Origin of the sequence: Enterobacter mori LMG 25706 (assembly GCF_000211415.1) — a bacterium.
GTDB lineage: Bacteria > Pseudomonadota > Gammaproteobacteria > Enterobacterales > Enterobacteriaceae > Enterobacter > Enterobacter mori.
The window spans coordinates 412,045-429,102 of the sequence record NZ_GL890775.1; the positions used below are offsets into that span (position 1 = coordinate 412,045).

Consider the following 17,058-nt stretch of genomic DNA (forward strand, 5'->3'; position numbering starts at 1 on the left):
CAGCCTGTTTTATGTAAAGAAGGTATCTATGGGTGAGATTAGTATTACCAAACTGCTGGTGGTTGCCGCACTGGTCGTCCTGCTGTTTGGTACCAAGAAGTTACGCACGTTGGGTGGAGACCTGGGTGCTGCCATTAAAGGCTTTAAGAAAGCGATGAATGACGATGACGCGGCCGCGAAGAAAAGCGCCGAAGATAGTGTTCCTGCAGAGAAGCTTTCGCACAAAGAGTAATGGCAATCCTGCAAGGCTTGCATAAAAAAACCGGCTCATGAGGCCGGTTTTTTTGTGTTTCTGTAAAAAGATATTACAGGTTTATTTTACTTCTTCGCCTTTCGCCTGCATATCGGCGTGGTAGGAAGAGCGAACAAACGGGCCACACGCTGCATGGGTGAAGCCCATCGCCATGGCTTCGGCTTTCATCTCGTCGAACTCATCAGGGCTAACATAGCGCTGTACCGGCAGATGGTGACGGCTTGGCTGCAGATACTGCCCCAGCGTCAGCATAGTGACACCGTGGCGGCGCAGATCGCGCATCACTTCGATGATTTCGGCATTGGTTTCACCGAGACCCACCATCAGACCGGACTTGGTCGGAATATGCGGATGCGCTTCTTTGAAGCGCTCCAGCAACTTCAGAGACCAGTTGTAGTCTGCGCCTGGACGCACCTGACGGTAAATACGCGGCACGTTTTCCAGGTTGTGGTTGAATACGTCTGGTGGGGTGGCGGTCAGGATATCCAGCGCGCGGTCCATACGTCCACGGAAATCGGGAACCAGCGTCTCAATCTTGATGCTTGGGCTTTTCTCACGGATGGCAGTAATGCAGTCTGCAAAGTGCTGTGCACCACCATCACGCAGGTCATCGCGGTCAACCGAGGTGATAACGACATAACGCAACGCCATGTCGGCGATGGTTTGCGCCAGTTTCTGCGGCTCGTTCACATCTGGCGCAACAGGGCGGCCATGAGCAACGTCGCAGAACGGGCAGCGGCGGGTACAGATAGCACCCAAAATCATAAATGTCGCGGTACCGTGATTGAAACATTCAGCAAGGTTAGGGCAGGAGGCTTCTTCACACACGGAGTGAAGGCCATTTTTGCGCATCGCCGCTTTGATCCCCTGGATACGCGAAGAGTCCGCCGGCAGTTTGATTTTCATCCACTCCGGTTTTCTTAACAGCGCTTCGCGCTCTGTAGCCACGTTTTTAACCGGGATAAGGGCCATTTTATCGGCATCGCGGTATTTAACACCGCGTTCCATCACAATGGGTTTACTCATAGCGTGCGTGTTCCAGTTGCGAATATCGAAGGAAAGCGTTTCAATTCAAGGGAATGTTGTATTTATCAACTATTTTTGAACGAACGACAGGCAGTATATCATTGAAACGGTCGGTAAAGCAGCCTGCCAGGTCGCCAATTTGTAAAATAGTTGTTGTTTTGTGCGTTTTGCCCCGCATACAGCAGGGGCTTGTGCTGCCAGGCGGGTTCAGAAGGCCTGGCGGATAACGTTGATGACGTTTTCCAGTACCGGATCGCGCAGGCTTAGCTTGTTGTAATGCAGCGAAATTTCAAGCGTTTCGTCATTTAACTGATCGAGCGGAATGCTCTCCAGCGGCCAGCATTTGCGCAGCAGGTTAAAGAGGCGCAGAGGCATTACGCACAGCATGTCGCTACTGCCAATCAGGGATGCAACGGTAAACATATTGTAACTGCTGAAGCTCACCTGCCGCTCCGGGAAGAGTTCATCAATGCGCTGCCGTAGCGGGTTGGATCCCTGGCCTTCTGCCATAAAAGAGGAATGCTCATAGGCACGCAGGTTTTCTAGCGTCAAAGGCGCATTGAACGCGGGATGATGCTGGCGGCATACCAGGATCAGGCTGTCGGCGTACAGGACATGCTGGCCTAAAGCCCTTGCACTGAAATTATTGCTGTCAATGATCAGGTCGGTCTGGAACTGCGCCAGTTGGGTTTCAGGATCATTCACGGTGACGTTGCGGATCAACAGCTGCGGCGCATGTTGCTTTATTGTCTTGTAGATAGCAGGCATCACCAGCACGCCCAATGATGGAGATGTGCCAATAGTGATGGTTCTGTGTTTATCGTAGCTACCCGTGAGGTCCAGCGCGCCGAGAATCGATTCCAGTCCCTGGCTAATGTATTCATGCAGATGTGTGGCATAAGCCGTAGGGGTTACGCCCTGGCCCTTACGTATAAATAACGGATCCGGGAAAATAGCGCGCAGCTTTTGAATTGACTGGCTAATTGCTGAGGGGGTCAGATTAAGAATTTTCGCAGCGTTAACGATACCCTTATGGACATAAACTGCCTCAAAAATAGTCAACAGGTTGAGATCAATATTACGTAAAGTCCGAAAAATTTGTGGCTTATCTTCACCGCCGGGTTCATTCAGGCGTTTGGCTGGTAAATTAGTAGACTCCACGCTTTCACTCCGTATCCATTCACAATATGAATGATAGTTGAATTTATTTATTATGCTTGCAGAGATTCGTAAAGTGTTTCACATGTTTAACGAAAACAGACAGTTGGGTGATTGTCACGCAAGTAATATGGGATCCGCAGGCGGCACTATCAAATTGATGAATAATATGTATCGCTAATATGCGGGCGCTTCGAAAATATAGAATCTGCTGATTGTTGTAAAGCGTAAATGCGGGAAATAGCCGTGGCCCGTCAAATAATCGAGCCACTAGCAAGCATATATTAAGCAGGGATATATTCGTGAGGAGGATTGTTAAGCAGTGCTAAAAAGTTCTTCAAAAGTACAGGACGAATAATATCCGGGGTGGCGGTGGCTACCCACTGGCACATTTGCGTCATCTCCATACCCGCATAGCCGCACGGATTGATGCGCAGGAAGGGGGCGAGATCCATATTGATATTGAGCGCCAGCCCATGGAAGGAACAGCCTTTACGAATGCGCAGACCCAGCGAACAGATCTTCATCTCTCCCACATACACGCCCGGCGCATCCGCACGCGGATGGGCATCAATGCCGTATTCTGCGAGGGTGTTTACGACGGTTTGCTCCAGCAGGGTGACAAGTTCACGGACACCCAACTTTCTGCGCTTCAGGTTGAGCAACACGTACATCACCTGCTGACCCGGACCATGATAGGTTACCTGCCCACCACGATCGCTTTGGATCACCGGGATATCGCCTGTCATCAACAGATGTTCGGCTTTTCCTGCCTGCCCCTGGGTAAACACAGGAAGGTGTTCAACCAGCCAGATTTCATCGGGTGTGGTTTCATCGCGTGAATCAGTGAAGTCATGCATAGCCTGGGAGACAGGCTCGTAAGGTTGAAGCCCGAGATGGCGGACAAGAATGTTATCCTGGTACAAAACGACGTCTCCGAAGACGGGGAGAAAAGGGTGTGGAAAGTATATCACAGCAGGGAGAGGGGTTACCCGGCAAACCGGGTAACCGCAGAGGGACTACAGCACCATACGAACGATTTCGATATTGCCGAGTTCTTCGTACAGCGTCTCAACCTGCTCAATGTGTGTCGCAGTGATGGTAATAGAAACCGAGTGGTAGTTGCCCTTGCTGCTTGGTTTTACTGACGGAGAGTAGTCACCCGGCGCATGGCGCTGTACCACTTCAACCACCTGATCAACCAGCTCAGGCTTCGCCAGACCCATTACTTTGTAAGTAAATGAGGTAGGGAATTCAAGCAGTTCGTTAAGTTTGGTTTTCATGTCAGCTCCGGCGTAACGTCAAAAAATAATAACTCCCACGTCGGGTGGGAGTTATCAGGATACTTAGTATATGGGGATCAAAATCACACTTTCAAGTGTTCAGTTTTTAGCCAAACCAGTGGTGGAACATCAATTTAATGTAATCAATGATTTTGCTGAAGAAATTGCCTTCAGGAATTTCATCCAGCACCACGAGCGGACGCTGATCGATGGTTTTGCCGTCAAGCTGGAAGTTGATGGTACCCACAACCTGGTTCTTCTGCAGCGGGGCGTGCAGTTCGGTGGTGTTGAGCACATAGCTCGCTTTCAGATCTTTCATGCGGCCACGAGGAATGGTCAGATACAGATCTTTATCCACACCCAGGGAAGCACGGTCATTATCACCGAACCAGACTGGCTCTGAGGCGAACTCTTTACCCGCTTTCAGCGGATTGACGGTTTCGAAGAAACGGAAGCCCCAGGTCAGCAGTTTTTTGCTTTCGGTTTCACGGCCTTTGAAGGTGCGACCGCCCATCACGGCGGAAATCAGGCGCATCTGGCCTTCAGTCGCAGAGGCCACCAGGTTGTAACCCGCTTTATCGGTATGGCCAGTCTTGATGCCGTCAACGTTCAGGCTGTTATCCCACAGCAGGCCGTTACGGTTGGTCTGACGGATACCGTTGAAGGTGAACTCTTTTTCTTTATAGATGGTGTATTCGTTCGGAACATCACGGATCAGCGCCTGGCCAATCAGGGCCATGTCACGTGCGGAGCTGTACTGACCGTCTGCGTCCAGGCCGTGTACGGTCTGGAAGTGACTGTTTTTCAGACCCAGTGCGGAAACATAGCTGTTCATCAGGCCAACAAACGCGTCCTGGCTGCCTGCTGCGAAATCTGCCATGGCGACGCAGGCGTCGTTACCAGACTGCAGGTTGATACCGCGGATCAGCTGGGAGACGGGAACCTGCATGCCAGGTTTCAGGAACATCAACGATGATCCTTTGACCACCGGGTTACCGGTCGCCCAGGCATCGTTACCGATGGTGACCAGGTCGGTTTCTTTGAATTTACCTGCCTTCATGGCCTGGCCGATAACGTAGCTGGTCATCATTTTAGTCAGGCTGGCCGGATCGCGACGGGCATCGGCATTCTGTTCTGCCAGAACTTTGCCAGAGTTGTAATCGATCAGGATGTAGGATTCCGCGTCGATTTGCGGAACGCCAGGGATCATGGTCTTGATGTTCAGGTCATCCGCGTGAGCTGCAGAGAGAGCAGCTGCGCAAAGGGCCGCGGTCAGCGCCATGCGCTGCACAAAACGAGCAGAAAAAGTGGTCTTCATGGTCAGAACTACGACATCCGTGATGGAATTAAAAAAAGTGCCTTACTATAGCAAATGCTATACAGGCAGGCATCCGACTTTCATCATGAGATTGTGAATGTGTTTTACACAACTTGACATTTCGGATACCGCCGATTCATTACTTCGCAACAGTGATAAATGACTGGAGCTGCGCTTCACTTTGCAAACGCTGTTGCAGGGAAGCTGCCTGAGATTTGCTGGCAAACGGCCCCATCTGAATACGCCAGACTGCACCGTTTTGCTCAACGCGGCCCGGCACGCTGAACTGCTGGCTTAAGCGCTGCTGATACTGCTGTGCACGTGCCCGATCGCTGACGGCGCCGACCTGAACCACGTAACTGCCGCTTGCGGCCGCAGGGGCGGGAGTACTTTGCGTGGTCGCTGGTGCGGTCACGGGAGCAGGTTGCGTGACTGGGGCTGCGACAACCGGGGCTGGCGAGGGTTCACTGCCTTCAAGGACGCCAGAGGATAAAGTTGTCGGCGCACCGAGGAAACCGCTGCTTTTCACCGGGGCACCGGTACTGTCATCGCTTTGTAACGTATCGTTACTGATGGCGCGGACTTCGCCCTGTGGTTGAGCTGGCTCTGCAGGGGTAGACGCGCCTCCCATTCCACCACTCAGGTCAGGACGAGCCGGCAGGGCATAGGTTTGTTTCGCGACAGTCGTACAGGCGGTGCCTGGACCTGAAAGGGTACCATCCTGCGCGACGATAATCGGATCGATACGCACTTTGGTGTTGTTCGAGGTGTTCAGACGGTCAGCCGCTGCGCGGGACAGCGAGATCACGCGGTCATTCCCGTATGGGCCACGGTCGTTGATACGCACGACGATCATACGGCCGTTCGCCAGGTTGGTGACGCGAGCATAGCTTGGGATCGGCAGCGTAGGATGCGCCGCCGTGATTTGCATCGGATCGAAGGTTTCGCCTGATGCGGTCAGGTTACTACCCGGCTCGGCATCATAAATGGCGGCCAAGCCAGCCTGGCTGAAACGGGAAGGATCCTGAACAATTTTGAAGCTTTTGCCGTCGCGCTGATAATCCTGATTCGCCGTTGCGTTCAGCGGTTCATAGATCGGATCGGCACCGCTAATTTCAACAATCGGGCCGTTACAGACCGCAGGCTGCGGCGGCGCGACGGTTGCCTGTTGCTGACCATCATCACTCGTGCAGGCTGCAAGTAAACTTGCTGCGATGCAGATCCCCAGCCACTGCTTACGCATTGCGATCCCCTTATTTTTATACGCTTTTGGACAACATTTTTCTGTGGGTATGGATCGACATGACGATACCAAACCCGGCCATCAACACGATCAGTGCCGAGCCCCCGTAACTCACCAGCGGCAGCGGTACGCCTACAACCGGCAGAATACCACTCACCATACCAATATTTACGAAGACATAAACGAATAAAATCAACATCAATCCGCCTGCCATCACGCGACCAAAGGTGGTTTGCGCTCGTGCGGCAATCCACAAACCTCGCATGATCAGCAGCACGTAGAGGGCCAGCAGAATTAAGATGCCAACCAGCCCTAACTCTTCCGCCAGCACGGCAAAGATAAAGTCGGTGTGGCGTTCCGGTAAGAATTCCAGCTGCGACTGTGTACCGTGCAGCCAGCCTTTCCCGCGCAGGCCACCGGAGCCAATCGCAATCTTCGACTGAATAATATGATAGCCCGCACCCAGCGGATCGGTTTCCGGATCGAGGAGCATCATCACGCGCTGGCGCTGGTAATCATGCATCAGGAAGAACCAGAGGATGGGGATAAAGGCGGCAACCAGCACCACCGCGATACCGATCAGACGCCAGCTCAGGCCTGACCGGAACAGGACAAACAGGCCGGACAGTGCGATAAGAATCGAGGTGCCGAGGTCAGGCTGTGCTGCAACCAGCAAGGTCGGCAGGAAAATCAGCACCAGCGCGATCGCGGTATTTTTTAGCGAAGGCGGGCAGACGTCGCGGTTAATAAAGCGCGCGACCATCAGCGGTACGGCAATTTTCGCGATTTCCGACGGCTGGAAGCGGACGATCCCCAGATCCAGCCAGCGCTGTGCGCCCTTGGATATCGCACCAAAGGCATCAACCGCAACAAGCAGGATGATACAGAAAATATAGAGGTAGGGCGCCCAGCCTTCGTACACACGGGGTGGGATCTGCGCCATCACCACCATGATGACCAGGCCCATCGCGATTTGGCCGATTTTGCGCTCCATCATGCCGATGTCCTGACCGCTGGCGCTCCAGATAACCAGGGCGCTGTATACCAGCAAAGCCAGCAGAATCAATAGCATGGCAGGGTCAATGTGGATCTTGTCCCACAGCGATTTTTTATTCGGATTATCCGTCATGATTATTGGTCCTCCGCCGCAGCGGCTGCCGGGCTTTCTGCCGGCAGTTCGGTGTTGTTATCACCCAGCATAATGTGGTCGAGGATTTGACGCATGATGGTACCTACAGCCGGACCTGCACCGCCGTTTTCGAGAATCATCGCCACTGCAACCTGCGGGTTATCATAAGGGGCAAACGCCGTCATGAGCTTGTGGTCACGCAGACGTTCAGCAATTTTGTGCGCGTTATAGGTTTCGTTTGCCTTCAGGCCGAAGACCTGCGCGGTACCCGATTTAGCGGCCACTTTGTAGGGTGCGCCAGCGAAGTACTTATGCGCTGTCCCGTTTGGACGGTTTGCCACGCCGTACATACCGTCTTTGGCGATTTCCCAGAAGCCGGAATGGATATCGCCCACCGGTGCCTCATGCGGCTGGATCCACGGGACTTTCTTGCCATTCTCAACCGTACTTTGCAGCAGATGAGGAACCTTCACCACGCCGTCGTTAATCAGGATCATCATCGCTTTGTTCATCTGCAGTGGGGTAGCTGTCCAATAACCCTGGCCGATCCCGACCGGAATGGTATCACCCTGGTACCACGGCTTTTTAAAGCGCTTCAGCTTCCATTCGCGGGTGGGCATATTACCAGAACGTTCTTCCGCAAGATCGATGCCGGTGTAGTGTCCGTAGCCGAATTTACTCATCCACGTCGACAGACGATCAATACCCATATCATAGGCGACCTGGTAGAAGAAGGTATCCGCAGACTCTTCCAGTGATTTGGTCACGTTCAGATGACCGTGCCCCCATTTCTTCCAGTCGCGGTAACGTTTTTCAGAGCCTGGCAGTTGCCACCAGCCGGGGTCAAACAGGCTGGTATTGCGATTGATCACGCCCGCACTCAGTGCAGAAACCGCAACGTAAGGTTTTACCGTTGACGCAGGCGGGTAAACACCCTGTGTCGCACGGTTCACCAGCGGGGTGTTCGGATCGTTAAGCAAACCGGAATAATCTTTGCTGGAGATACCATCCACGAAGAGGTTAGGGTCATAGCTCGGCATGGAGACCATGGCCAGAATTCCACCGGTGCGCGGGTCGGTGACGATAACGGCGGCACGGCTGCCAGCCAGCAGGGTTTCGATATACTGCTGCAGCTTAAGGTCGAGTGTCAGATACACATCATGGCCCGCCTGCGGCGGCACCTCTTTCAGCTGGCGGATTACGCGGCCACGGTTGTTAACTTCAACCTCTTCATAACCGGTTTCGCCGTGCAGCACATCTTCATAATAACGCTCAATCCCCAGCTTACCGATATCATGCGTTGCGGCGTAGTTGGCCAGCTTGCCGTCTTTATCAAGGCGGTCAACGTCTTTATCGTTAATCTTGGAAACGTAGCCAATCACGTGCGTCAGCGCAGAGCCGTAAGGATAGAAGCGGCGCTTATAGCCTTTCACTTCCACGCCGGGGAATCGATACTGGTTCACGGCAAAACGGGCCACCTGCACTTCTGTCAGGTTGGTTTTGACTGGAATAGACGTGAAGCGGTGAGAACGGGAACGCTCTTTTTTAAAGGCGGCGATATCGTCATCGTTGAGATCGACCACGCTTCTCAGCGCGTTCAGCGTATCCTGCACGTTGTCGACCTTTTCCGGCATCATCTCGATTTGATAGATGGTGCGGTTTAAGGCCAGCGGCGTGCCGTTACGGTCGTAGATAATGCCGCGGCTTGGCGCGATAGGTACCAGCTTGATGCGGTTCTCGTTTGAACGCGTCTGGTAGTCGGTAAAGCGGACAATTTGCAGATTATAGAGGTTGGCGATCAGCACGCCGGTCAGCAGCAAAATCCCCGTAAAGGCGACCAGTGCCCGGCGCACAAACAGCGCGGACTCAGCCGTATAGTCGCGAAAAGAATTCTGTAGTTTCATCCGCTGCTTAATCTACCCTGGTCAGTCATTACTCGCGGTGGTAGGGGTGGTTGGTAGTAATGCTCCACGCGCGGTACAGGCTTTCTGCCACCAGCACCCTAACAAGCGGGTGGGGGAGCGTCAGCGCGGAGAGAGACCAACTTTGTTCTGCTGCCGCTTTGCAGGCGGGGGACAACCCTTCAGGTCCGCCAATCAACAGACTGACATCACGACCATCCTGCTTCCAGCGCTCCAGTTCGTGCGCCAGCTGCGGCGTATCCCAGGGTTTACCTGGAATATCGAGGGTAACGATGCGGTTTTTGCCTGCGGCAGCTAGCATCAGTTCGCCCTCTTTATCGAGAATACGTTTGATATCCGCGTTCTTGCCGCGCTTACCGGCAGGAATTTCCACCAGTTCGAACGGCATATCTTTTGGAAAACGACGCAGATACTCAGTAAAACCGGTTTGTACCCAGTCCGGCATTTTGGTGCCGACAGCGACCAGCTGCAACTTCACGCATTAACCCCAGAGTTTTTCCAGCTCATACAGGCGACGACTCTCTTCCTGCATGACATGGACAATCACATCGCCGAGATCGACAACCACCCAGTCGGCGGTCGCTTCACCTTCAACGCCAAGCGGTAACAGCCCTGCTGCACGTGATTCCTGAACGACGTGATCGGCAATCGAAACCACATGGCGAGTAGATGTACCGGTGCAGATAATCATGCAGTCGGTGATGCTGGATTTACCTTTTACGTCGATAGCGATGATGTCCTGACCTTTCAGGTCATCAATTTTGTCGATAACAAAATCCTGGAGTGCTTTACCCTGCAAGTTTTCCCCCTGGGTGAATGAGATTGTGTAACTATAAATTCGTAGCCAGACAGTATACCTGAACTGACGCCAGTGTCGGGACAAATGTCACCGGCCGGGCTTTTGAAGGCGGGTATCATCCCACCCTCCGCCGGAGATTGCATCGCCATTTTTGTAAAACAATTTCTGTAAAGCAATGATCGGCGGGAAAGTCTGGCAGCGGAGGATAACAGTATGGCTTACCCTGTCAAGGCAGGATAATCAATCAGCCGCTTTTTCTTGCCTCAGGCTATGCGTCTGCGCTTTTCTGATACAACCCGTGCTGATTGATATCCGCCAGCACTGACGAAGGCAGCATATCGTCACAGGCTAAACCCTGCTGCAGGCGCTCGCGAATGAGCGTCGCAGAAATATCAAACCACGGCGTTTCTGCCAGATAAATCTTCCCGGCTGGCCGATTATGCAGATCTTCCACGTTGTCGGTGAGATGAGCTTCAAGCCATTGCTGGTACTGTGGTTCGCGCATGGTCAGCGGATACCCGGGGCGACGGCACACGAGAAGGTGGCTGTTCTCCAGTATGGTTTCATACTGATGCCAGGTAGGAAAGTTGAGCAGGGAATCCTGACCGATAATAAAGGCCAGCGGTTTATCCGGCCCTTGTTCAGCTCGCCACTCCTGCAGCGTCTGGGACGTCCAGGACGGGGTGTTGCGACGTAACTCCCGTTCGTCAAGACGGAAAAGGGGTTTATCCGCAATCGCCAGCGCGAGCATCTCTTTTCGCTGTTTGCTGGTGGCCTCTGGTTGAGGACGGTGCGGCGGAACGTTATTGGGCATAATAATTACGCGCTGCAGGCCGATCAGATTCGCCAGAATTTCAACCGGCTTAAGATGCCCGTAATGCACCGGGTCGAAGGTTCCGCCGTACAGCGCTTGTAAAGAATGCATGCTATCCATCGATAAATACGTCTGCCAGCGCCTTGTGGCAGAGCAGCAGTGAAAGGCTTTCCAGCTCCGACCAGACCGACTGACCGTAATCTTGTTTCAACGTGAGCTCAGCGCGCATCAAAAGCTGTACAGCCTGGCGCAGCTGTTCATGACTCAGACGGTTGATGGCCTCGGTGGTCATCGCCCTGCGGTTTTGCCATACACGGTGTTTATCAAACAGTGAACGCAATGGCGTATGGGCAGACTGACGCTTGAGTGTATTCAGTAACAACAGCTCTCGCTGGAGCGTGCGCAGCAAAATGACAGGTTCACTGCCTTCAAGGCGCAGCTGCTGCAATATGTGTAGCGCGCGTTTGCTCTTTGCTGACAGCAGCGCGTCAACCCAGTGAAACGGCGTAAAGTGGGCAGCATCGTTTACCGCCTGCTCAACACGCGGTAACGTCAGTTTACCGTCAGGCCAAAGCAGAGAAAGCCTGTCGAGTGCCTGCGCCAGCGCCAGCAGGTTGCCTTCATAGCAGTAGCAAAGCAGCTGGTTTGCCGCCTCATCCAACTGAAGATTGTGCTGTTTTGCTCGCGCGGCTACCCATTTAGGCAGATGTGCCTGTTCAGGTGTCTGGCAGGTGACCTGAACTGTGTTGGTCGCAAGTTGAGTAAACCACGCTGCGTTTTCCTGCGCCTTGGTGAGCTTGTTGCCACGCACAATCAGCAGCAGATCGCTGTGTAACAGGCTGACCAGGGTGGCGAGTTGCTCATTCATGGCCGCGTTAGGGCCATTTTCCGGCAGCAGGATCTGGATTGTCTGGCGCGATGCAAACAGGCTCATTGCCTGGCAAAGTGAAAAGAGGGCGTTCCAGTCGGTGTTGTTGTCCAGCTGGACGGTGTGGTGTTCATCAAAGCCCTGAGCGACCGCCGCGTGACGAACGGCATCCAGACTTTCCTGAAGTAATAGCGGATCGTTTCCGAGCAGCAGATACGCCGCGCGCAGCCCTTCATTGAGCTGCGCGCGGAGTTGTTCAGGATACAACCTGATCATCAGTTACCCATCGACGTTGACATGGTCGGCGCGTTAGCGTCCGGTGTGTCGATAATGTCAGAGCCTTGTTTCGTCGACGCAGCAATGCTTGGCAGTTTACGGATCAGCTGTTCCGCTGCCTTATCATACATTTCGTTGATGATAATCTGCTGCTCGGCATCTTTTGCCAGCGCCGTTTGCGGGTTATCGAAGAACGAACGGTAGACTTTAGTACTGATTGGATAAATATCTTTACCCGGGATCAATACGGCCGCTTTCACGTTAAGCACCATCTGATATTCCGCAGTACGGCCATCCTGGAAGATGGACGCGGTATCTTTAGACAACGTCGAAGTCAGGATGCGGAATGACGGAACATCCTGGCGCAACGTGCCTTTCTCGATCAACTCAACATCGTTCAAACGGAGCTGGTTACGTACAGCCCGGCTGAGTGGGCCATTCGGATCCGAAGAGTCGAAGATCAACGTTTTCATCTGAGGCGGCACTGCCGTGGTATTGCGCAGATGCCACCCGCAACCTGCGGTGACAAGCACCGCCAGGGATAAGAGTATTGTTGCCAGTTGTCGCACGTTTCCTCCCGCGCTTAGCCAACGACCAGATTAAGCAGTTTACCTGGTACGTAGATCACTTTACGTACGGTAACGCCCTCAAGATATTTTGCAACCAGCGGTTCCTGACCTGCGCGTTCGCGAACCTGCTCTTCGGTTGCATCAACGGCCACGGTGATTTTCCCGCGCACTTTGCCGTTGACCTGCACCACAACCAGAGTGGTGTTTTCCACCATCGCTGATTCGTCTGCCACTGGCCACGGCGCGTTGTCGATATCGCCTTCGCCTTTCAGCTCCTGCCACAGGGTGAAGCTGGCGTGTGGTGTGAACGGGTTAAGCATGCGAACAACGGCCAGCAGCGCTTCACGCATGATGGCACGATCCTGCTCGCCATCCTGCGGGGCTTTCGCCAGCTTATTCATCAGTTCCATAATAGCCGCAATTGCGGTATTGAAGGTCTGACGACGACCAATATCATCGGTTACTTTCGCAATTGTTTTATGAACATCGCGACGCAGCGCCTGCTGATCTTCAGTCAGTGCCGCAGCGTTCAGTGCTGGCGCATCACCCTGTGAGGTGTGCTCGTAAACCAGTTTCCAGACGCGTTTCAGGAAGCGGTTAGCGCCTTCAACGCCGGATTCCTGCCATTCGAGGGTCATGTCGGCCGGAGAGGCAAACATCATGAACAGACGCACGGTGTCAGCGCCGTAACGCTCAACCATGACCTGCGGGTCGATACCGTTGTTTTTGGACTTGGACATCTTGCTCATGCCGGTGTAAACCAGTTCATGACCTTCAGCGTCTTTCGCCTTAACGATACGGCCTTTTTCGTCGCGCTCAACGATCGCATCAACCGGAGAAACCCAGTTACGTTCGCCGTTCGCGCCCACGTAATAGAACGCATCTGCCAGCACCATGCCCTGACACAGCAGCTGTTTCGCGGGTTCGTCAGAGTTCACCATGCCCGCATCGCGCATCAGCTTATGGAAGAAGCGGAAGTAGAGCAGGTGCATGATGGCGTGTTCGATACCACCGATATAGATGTCTACCGGCAGCCAATAGTTTGCCGCATCGGAATCCAGCATACCGTCCTGATACTGCGGGCAGGTGTAGCGCGCGTAGTACCAGGAGGATTCCATAAAGGTATCGAAGGTGTCGGTTTCACGCAGCGCAGGCTGACCGTTGACGGTGGTTTTTGCCCACTCAGGATCGGCTTTGATCGGGCTGGTGATGCCGTCCATGACCACGTCTTCCGGCAGGATCACCGGCAGCTGATCTTCAGGCGTTGGCATGACGGTGCCGTCTTCCAGCGTCACCATTGGAATTGGCGCACCCCAGTAACGCTGACGGGAAACGCCCCAGTCACGCAGACGGAAGTTCACTTTACGCTCGCCTACGCCCAGCGAAGCCAGCTTGTCGGCAATGGCGTTGAAGCCGTCTTCAAAGCTCAGGCCGCTGAATTCGCCGGAGTTGAACAGGGTGCCTTTTTCGGTCAGCGCTTGCTCGGACAGGTCGGGTTCAGAACCATCGGCGGCCAGAATAACCGGTTTGATTGTCAGGCCCTATTTTGTGGCAAATTCGTAGTCGCGCTGGTCGTGACCCGGAACGGCCATCACGGCGCCTGTGCCGTATTCCATCAGCACGAAGTTAGCAGCCCAGACAGGGATGGCTTCGCCAGTCAGTGGGTGAATGGCTTTAAAGCCAGTATCCACGCCTTTTTTCTCCATCGTCGCCATGTCGGCTTCGGCCACTTTAGTGTTGCGGCATTCGTCGATGAAGGTAGCCAGTTCCGGATTGTTCTCTGCCGCTTTCTGCGCCAGCGGGTGACCTGCGGCTACGGCCAGGTAGGTCGCGCCCATGAAGGTATCCGGACGGGTGGTGTAGACGGTCAGGGTCTGGTCGTAGTTCTCAACGTTGAAGGTAATCTCCACGCCTTCAGAACGGCCGATCCAGTTGCGCTGCATGGTCTTAACGGTATCTGGCCAGTGATCCAGTTTATCCAGATCGTTCAGCAGTTCGTCGGCGTAAGCGGTGATTTTGATAAACCACTGTGGGATCTCTTTACGCTCAACTTTAGTGTCACAGCGCCAGCAGCAGCCGTCGATAACCTGTTCGTTTGCCAGAACGGTCTGGTCATTCGGACACCAGTTAACGGCGGAGGTCTTCTTGTACACCAGGCCTTTTTTGTACAGCTCGGTGAAGAACTTCTGCTCCCACCGGTAATATTCCGGGGTACAGGTTGCCAGCTCGCGGCTCCAGTCATAGCCAAAGCCCAGCATTTTGAGCTGGTTTTTCATGTACGCGATGTTGTCGTACGTCCACGGCGCCGGTGCGGTGTTGTTTTTAACCGCCGCGCCTTCAGCAGGCAGACCGAATGCATCCCAGCCGATTGGCTGCAGGACGTTTTTGCCCAGCATGCGCTGGTAGCGTGCAATCACATCACCGATGGTGTAGTTACGCACGTGGCCCATGTGTAGTCGACCAGAAGGATAGGGAAGCATCGACAGGCAGTAATACTTCTCTTTGCTCTCGTCTTCGGTTACTTCAAAGGTGCGCTTCTCGTCCCAGTGTTGCTGGACTTTTGATTCTATCTCTTCCGGGCGGTATTGCTCTTGCATGGCAGCCAGTGGTCCTGTTTTCAATACAGCTACTAAATGTAGCCAATGGATGTGGTATCTCAGATCCGCATAGCATAGCCCAAACGCCCGCGTCAAAACAGCCTTTCGCACAAATGCACTTTGCAGGAATTTACCGGGTCTGTGCTTCACCTGACAAAGCGGCGGCGAAATAAGGTCTATTATTAGAAATAGTTACTTACCCGGGAGGCAAAATGATGAACAAGGTTGCTCAATTTTACCGCGAACTGGTAGCGACACTGACGGAACGGCTGCGCAACGGCGAGCGCGATATCGACGCGCTGGTCGAACAGGCTCGCTCCCGGGTGGCGCAAACGGGTGAGTTAACGCGAACCGAAGTGGAAGAGGTGACGCGCGCCGTGCGGCGTGATCTGGAAGAGTTCGCGCGCAGTTACGAGGAGAGCCAGGACGAGGTCGCGGACAGCGTCTTTATGCGGGTGATTAAAGAGAGTCTGTGGCAGGAGCTGGCGGATATCACCGACAAAACGCAGCCGGAGTGGCGCGAGGTGTTTCAGGATTTGAACCACCACGGCGTCTACCAGAGCGGTGAAGTGGTGGGGCTGGGGAACCTGGTCTGCGAGAAGTGTCATCACCATATTGCGGTGTACACGCCGGACGTGCTGCCGCTGTGTCCGAAGTGCGGGCACGATCAGTTCCAGCGTCGGCCATTTGAGCCCTAGGTAAAAGCAAAACTGTTTGCTCCCTCTCCCGTGGGAGAGGGTTGGGGTGAGGGCATCAGGCCGCACTATAGTAAGCCAGTCTCTCCGCCAGCAAATCCACAAACGCCTCCCGGTCGATGTTCACCATCACCGTAGTATTCGGTTTATTTCCCGTCAGCGAGTAATAATCCACCACCGTCATGCCCTGGGTGTATTTTCCCTGCGTCTCAACGCCAACCCATCTGTCCACCGTGGTAAACATCTCAGGTTTTAACAGCCAGGCAATGGTGCACGGGTCGTGCAGCGGTGCGCCCTGGAAGCCCCACTTCTCGGCTTTGTGATACTCCATAAAGAAGTTGAGCAGTTCGGCCACGGTTGTCGCAACCGGGTTGCCCACCGAGCGGAAGCGCTCAATATCGTCCGCCATAATCTGCGCGCGGTGGGTAACATCCAGCCCCGCCATCACAATCGGTAATCCTGACTGGAAGACAATCTCCGCCGCTTCCGGGTCGACAAAGATGTTGAACTCCGCCGCCGGCGTCCAGTTACCCAGCGCCATTGCGCCCCCCATCATCACGATCCGGGCGATTTTACCGTGCAGTTCCGGATGACTGTTCAGCAGCAGCGCAACGTTGGTTTGTGGTCCGGTTGCCACCAGCGTTACGGGCTCTGCGCTTTCGCGCAGCACCTTCGCCATCAGCTCGACGGCGGTACAGTTTTGCGGTGCAAACACCGGCTCCGGCAGCGTAGGGCCGTCCAGCCCGCTTTCACCATGAACGTTGTCGGCAATAATAAGCTCGCGCATCAGCGGCTTCACGGCCCCACCCGCAACCGGAATATCGGTGCGTTTAAGCAGCGTGAGCATGCGCAGCACGTTGCGCAGGGTTTTTTCAGGCGTCTGGTTTCCGGCGGATGAGGTGACGGCTTTTACGTCGAGTTCAGGGGAGGCAAGTGCAAGGACGAGTGCGATCGCGTCATCATGACCTGGATCGCAATCGAGAATGATCGGCTGTGCCATAGGGTTCTCCATTATTAGCGTTATTTTGTGACAAGGTTAACGCTGCAATATGACGCCGACGAGAAGCGCAGTGTGAAAGCGTGAAGCAGTGCGCAATCCGCAGATCGC

16 protein-coding genes and 1 pseudogene are annotated in these 17,058 nt (G+C 54.1%); 2 read left to right on the forward strand and 15 right to left on the reverse strand.

From position 1 onward, the window contains the following. Positions 1-28 precede the first annotated feature (28 nt). Positions 29-232, forward strand: a complete 204-nt coding sequence (tatE, locus tag ENTMO_RS0106995) for a twin-arginine translocase subunit TatE (RefSeq protein ID WP_010428567.1) — start codon at positions 29-31, stop codon at positions 230-232. An 81-nt stretch (positions 233-313) separates the two neighbouring features. Here the strand turns inward: tatE and lipA are convergent, their stop codons facing one another. The 14 genes and pseudogenes from lipA to leuS form a co-directional block, all read right to left on the reverse strand. Then, positions 314-1,279, reverse strand: a complete 966-nt coding sequence (lipA, locus tag ENTMO_RS0107000; RefSeq protein ID WP_010428570.1) for a lipoyl synthase — start codon at positions 1,277-1,279, stop codon at positions 314-316. A gap of 207 nt (positions 1,280-1,486) precedes the next feature. Beyond that, positions 1,487-2,440: a YbeF family transcriptional regulator gene (locus ENTMO_RS0107005; RefSeq protein WP_010428572.1), complete on the reverse strand. Its 954-nt coding sequence runs from the start codon at positions 2,438-2,440 to the stop codon at positions 1,487-1,489. 281 nt (positions 2,441-2,721) lie between these two features. After that, positions 2,722-3,363, reverse strand: coding sequence for a lipoyl(octanoyl) transferase LipB (lipB, locus tag ENTMO_RS0107010; protein ID WP_010428573.1), 642 nt, complete (start codon positions 3,361-3,363; stop codon positions 2,722-2,724). A gap of 93 nt (positions 3,364-3,456) precedes the next feature. Beyond that, positions 3,457-3,720, reverse strand: a complete 264-nt coding sequence (ybeD, locus tag ENTMO_RS0107015; protein ID WP_006177135.1) for a DUF493 family protein YbeD — start codon at positions 3,718-3,720, stop codon at positions 3,457-3,459. A 106-nt stretch (positions 3,721-3,826) separates the two neighbouring features. Then, positions 3,827-5,038 carry a D-alanyl-D-alanine carboxypeptidase DacA gene (gene dacA / locus ENTMO_RS0107020; RefSeq protein WP_010428575.1) on the reverse strand — a complete coding sequence of 404 codons (1,212 nt, stop codon included), beginning with the start codon at positions 5,036-5,038 and terminating at the stop codon, positions 3,827-3,829. 139 nt (positions 5,039-5,177) lie between these two features. Then, positions 5,178-6,281 carry an endolytic peptidoglycan transglycosylase RlpA gene (gene rlpA / locus ENTMO_RS0107025; RefSeq protein ID WP_010428576.1) on the reverse strand — a complete coding sequence of 368 codons (1,104 nt, stop codon included), beginning with the start codon at positions 6,279-6,281 and terminating at the stop codon, positions 5,178-5,180. A 16-nt stretch (positions 6,282-6,297) separates the two neighbouring features. Continuing rightward, positions 6,298-7,410: a peptidoglycan glycosyltransferase MrdB gene (gene mrdB / locus ENTMO_RS0107030; RefSeq protein ID WP_010428578.1), complete on the reverse strand. Its 1,113-nt coding sequence runs from the start codon at positions 7,408-7,410 to the stop codon at positions 6,298-6,300. Positions 7,411-7,412: 2 nt separating this feature from the next. Then, the gene (gene mrdA / locus ENTMO_RS0107035; protein WP_010428580.1) at positions 7,413-9,314 is read right to left on the reverse strand and encodes a peptidoglycan DD-transpeptidase MrdA; all 1,902 of its coding nucleotides are present in this window, start codon (positions 9,312-9,314) and stop codon (positions 7,413-7,415) included. 28 nt (positions 9,315-9,342) lie between these two features. Continuing rightward, a complete protein-coding gene (gene rlmH, locus ENTMO_RS0107040; RefSeq protein WP_003858701.1) occupies positions 9,343-9,810 on the reverse strand; it encodes a 23S rRNA (pseudouridine(1915)-N(3))-methyltransferase RlmH in 468 nt (155 codons plus the stop codon). A gap of 3 nt (positions 9,811-9,813) precedes the next feature. Continuing rightward, on the reverse strand, positions 9,814-10,131 hold the full coding sequence (rsfS, locus tag ENTMO_RS0107045) for a ribosome silencing factor (RefSeq protein ID WP_003858696.1): 318 nt from the start codon (positions 10,129-10,131) through the stop codon (positions 9,814-9,816). Between the two features lie 268 nt (positions 10,132-10,399). Further along, complete coding sequence (gene nadD, locus ENTMO_RS0107050) at positions 10,400-11,065, reverse strand: nicotinate-nucleotide adenylyltransferase (protein WP_010428591.1); 666 nt, start codon at positions 11,063-11,065, stop codon at positions 10,400-10,402. Continuing rightward, on the reverse strand, positions 11,058-12,089 hold the full coding sequence (gene holA, locus ENTMO_RS0107055) for a DNA polymerase III subunit delta (protein WP_010428594.1): 1,032 nt from the start codon (positions 12,087-12,089) through the stop codon (positions 11,058-11,060). Before holA ends, nadD begins: the two co-directional genes overlap by 8 nt. Continuing rightward, positions 12,089-12,658 (reverse strand): LPS assembly lipoprotein LptE, encoded by a 570-nt coding sequence (lptE, locus tag ENTMO_RS0107060; RefSeq protein WP_041951371.1) that lies wholly within the window; start codon positions 12,656-12,658, stop codon positions 12,089-12,091. The genes holA and lptE overlap by 1 nt, the downstream gene beginning before the upstream one ends. 14 nt (positions 12,659-12,672) lie before the next feature. Continuing rightward, a pseudogene (gene leuS, locus ENTMO_RS23930) lies at positions 12,673-15,255 on the reverse strand (leucine--tRNA ligase). Positions 15,256-15,470: 215 nt separating this feature from the next. Between leuS and ENTMO_RS0107070 the strand changes: the two are divergent. Next, on the forward strand, positions 15,471-15,953 hold the full coding sequence (locus ENTMO_RS0107070; protein WP_010428600.1) for a zinc ribbon-containing protein: 483 nt from the start codon (positions 15,471-15,473) through the stop codon (positions 15,951-15,953). A 55-nt stretch (positions 15,954-16,008) separates the two neighbouring features. Here ENTMO_RS0107070 and rihA read toward each other — a convergent pair whose 3' ends face one another. After that, a complete protein-coding gene (rihA, locus tag ENTMO_RS0107075; protein WP_010428602.1) occupies positions 16,009-16,950 on the reverse strand; it encodes a pyrimidine-specific ribonucleoside hydrolase RihA in 942 nt (313 codons plus the stop codon). Positions 16,951-17,058: the final 108 nt, after the last annotated feature.